This window comes from Desulfovibrio sp. (assembly GCF_018379785.1).
In the GTDB taxonomy this organism is placed as follows: Bacteria; Desulfobacterota; Desulfovibrionia; order Desulfovibrionales; family Desulfovibrionaceae; genus Desulfovibrio.
The window spans coordinates 95,001-98,164 of the sequence record NZ_JAGZUV010000002.1; the positions used below are offsets into that span (position 1 = coordinate 95,001).

The window sequence follows — 3,164 nt, forward strand, 5'->3', positions numbered from 1 at the left end:
GAAGGAAGTTTTTTTCGAGAACAAGTATACAAGAGCATCGGGTGGATGCCTTGGCGTCGGAAGGCGAAGAAAGACGTGGTAAGCTGCGATAAGCCTCGGGGAGAAGCTAAACATTCTGCGATCCGGGGATGTCTGAATGGGGAAACCCGGCGGGAGTCATGTCCCGTCGTCCGCAAGTGAATACATAGCTTGCAGGAAGCCAACTCAGGGAAGTGAAACATCTCAGTACCTGAAGGAAAGGAAATCAAACGAGACTCCCTCAGTAGCGGCGAGCGAAGGGGGAAGAGCCTAAACCGGTTGGATTCGTCCAGCCGGGGTTGTAGGGCCGGCATACGTGATTCATGAGTAGGCAGGGGAAGGAAGCTGGAAAGCTTCGCCAAAGCGGGTGACAGCCCCGTACCCGAACCTGAAAGTGACGCAGCCGGTACCTGAGTACCGCGGGGCACGTGAAACCCCGTGGGAATCCGGGAGGACCATCTTCCAAGGCTAAGTACTAACCGACGACCGATAGTGCACCAGTACCGTGAGGGAAAGGTGAAAAGAACCCCTGTCAGGGGAGTGAAATAGAATCTGAAACCTGATGCTTACAAGCTGTGGGAGCCGTGCTTGCATGGTGACCACGTGCCTTTTGCATAATGAGTCAGCGAGTTAATCTGTACTGCGAGGTTAAGCGCAAGTGGAGCCGTAGCGAAAGCGAGTCTGATAAGGGCGATAGTAGTGCGGATTAGACCCGAAACCGGGTGATCTATCCATGAGCAGGTTGAAGCACGGGTAAAACCTTGTGGAGGACCGAACCCATACCGGCTGAAAACGGTTGGGATGACTTGTGGATAGGGGTGAAAGGCCAATCAAACCCGGTGATAGCTGGTTCTCCCCGAAATATATTGAGGTATAGCCTCGTGGATTGTCTACCGGAGGTAAAGCACTGACAGAGCTAGGGGTCCTACCAGATTACCAAACTCTTTCAAACTCAGAATGCCGGTCAGATGTACCACGGGAGTCAGACAGTGGGTGCTAAGGTCCATTGTCGAGAGGGTAAGAGCCCAGATCAACAGCTAAGGCCTCCAAATGCATGCTCAGTGGTTAAGGTGGTGACGTTGTAGAGACACCCAGGACGTTGGCTTAGAAGCAGCCATCGTTTAAAGAAAGCGTAATAGCTCACTGGTCTAATGACGTTGCGCCGAAAATGTAACGGGGCTAAGCATATTACCGAAGCTTTGAATTCCGCGTATGCGGTCTGGTAGGGGAGCGTTCTTCACGGGCTGAAGGTGTGTTGTAAAGCATGCTGGACTGTGGAGAAGTGATTATGCTGACATGAGTAACGATAAAACGGGTGAAAAACCCGTTCGCCGTAAACCCAAGGTTTCCTGGGTAAAGGTAATCTTCCCAGGGTTAGTCGGCCCCTAAGGCAAGGCTGAAAGGCGTAGCTGATGGGAAACGTGTTAATATTCACGTACTTGTGTGTTCGCGCGAAGGAGGGACGCAGGAAGATAGGCGATCCGGGTGTTGGATTACCCGGTGCAAGCGAGTAGGCATGGGAAGCAGGCAAATCCGTTTCCCTGTATGCTGAGACGCGAGTCCGTGGGCGTAAGCCCTGAAGTCGCTGAGTCTATGCTGCCAAGAAAAGCTTCTAAGTTTAGAACACGCAAACCGTACCGGAAACCAACTCAGGTGGGTGGGATGAATAATCCAAGGCGCTCGAGAGAACTCTGGCCAAGGAACTCGGCAAAATAACCCCGTACCTTCGGAAGAAGGGGTGCTCCTTTAGGTGAAGCGATTCACTTGTTGAGCCTGAGGGAGCCGCAGAGAAATGGTGGTGGCGACTGTTTACTAAAAACATAGGTCTGTGCGAAGTCGTAAAGACGACGTATACGGACTGACGCCTGCCCGGTGCCGGAAGGTTAAAAGGAGGAGTCAGCGCAAGCGAAGCTCCGAATTGAAGCCCCGGTAAACGGCGGCCGTAACTATAACGGTCCTAAGGTAGCGAAATTCCTTGTCGGGTAAGTTCCGACCTGCACGAATGGCGTAACGATCTCCACACTGTCTCGGCCAGAGACTCGGTGAAATTGAAGTCGCGGTGAAAATGCCGTGTACCCGCAGAAAGACGGAAAGACCCTGTGCACCTTTACTATAGCTTGACATTGGGATTTGAACCTGCATGTGTAGGATAGGTGGGAGGCTGTGAACTCTGTACGCCAGTATGGAGGGAGCCATTGTTGAAATACCACCCTTGTTTTTTCAGGTCCCTAACCCTCAGCCGTAAGCCGGCGAGGGAACAGTGTCTGGTGGGTAGTTTGACTGGGGCGGTCGCCTCCTAAAATGTAACGGAGGCATGCAAAGGTTCCCTCAGGCTGATTGGAAACCAGCCGTCGAGTGCAAACGCAAAAGGGAGCTTGACTGCAAGAGAGACATCTCGAGCAGGTACGAAAGTAGGTGTTAGTGATCCGGTGGTCCCGAATGGAAGGGCCATCGCTCATTGGATAAAAGGTACGCCGGGGATAACAGGCTGATCGCATCCAAGAGTTCACATCGACGATGCGGTTTGGCACCTCGATGTCGGCTCATCACATCCTGGGGCTGAAGCAGGTCCCAAGGGTACGGCTGTTCGCCGTTTAAAGTGGTACGCGAGCTGGGTTTAAAACGTCGTGAGACAGTTTGGTCCCTATCTTCTGTGGGCGCTGGAGAATTGAAAGGGCCTGTCCCTAGTACGAGAGGACCGGGATGGACGCACCCCTGGTGGACCTGTTGTCGTGCCAACGGCATAGCAGGGTAGCTAAGTGCGGAAGGGATAACCGCTGAAAGCATCTAAGCGGGAAGCCTGCCTTAAGATAAGTTCTCCCTGACGCAAGTCCTGAAGGGCCGAGGTAGACTACCTCGTCGATAGGCTGGGGGTGGAAGCGCCGCGAGGCGTGGAGCTGACCAGTACTAATAGCCCGTGAGGCTTGTTCTCTTGAAAAACTCCTTCCTTCCCTGTCAATTATATTTTGAAAATTTTTTGGCAGCCATAGAGAAGAGGGTACACCCGATCCCATTCCGAACTCGGTAGTTAAGCTCTTCCTCGCCGATGATACTGCATAACGTCATGTGGGAAAGTAGGCCGCTGCCAAAAATTGCTCGGAAGCCCCCCTCGCCGCTCTCAGCGCAAGGGGGGCTTCTCGTATCCG

2 rRNA genes are annotated in these 3,164 nt (G+C 53.1%); both read left to right on the forward strand.

What is annotated here, in order from left to right:
• The first annotated feature begins 18 nt into the window (after positions 1 to 18).
• Positions 19 to 2,950: ribosomal RNA gene (locus KH208_RS00920) — 23S ribosomal RNA — on the forward strand.
• A 44-nt stretch (positions 2,951 to 2,994) separates the two neighbouring features.
• Positions 2,995 to 3,109, forward strand: a 5S ribosomal RNA gene (gene rrf, locus KH208_RS00925).
• The last annotated feature ends 55 nt before the right edge of the window (positions 3,110 to 3,164 follow it).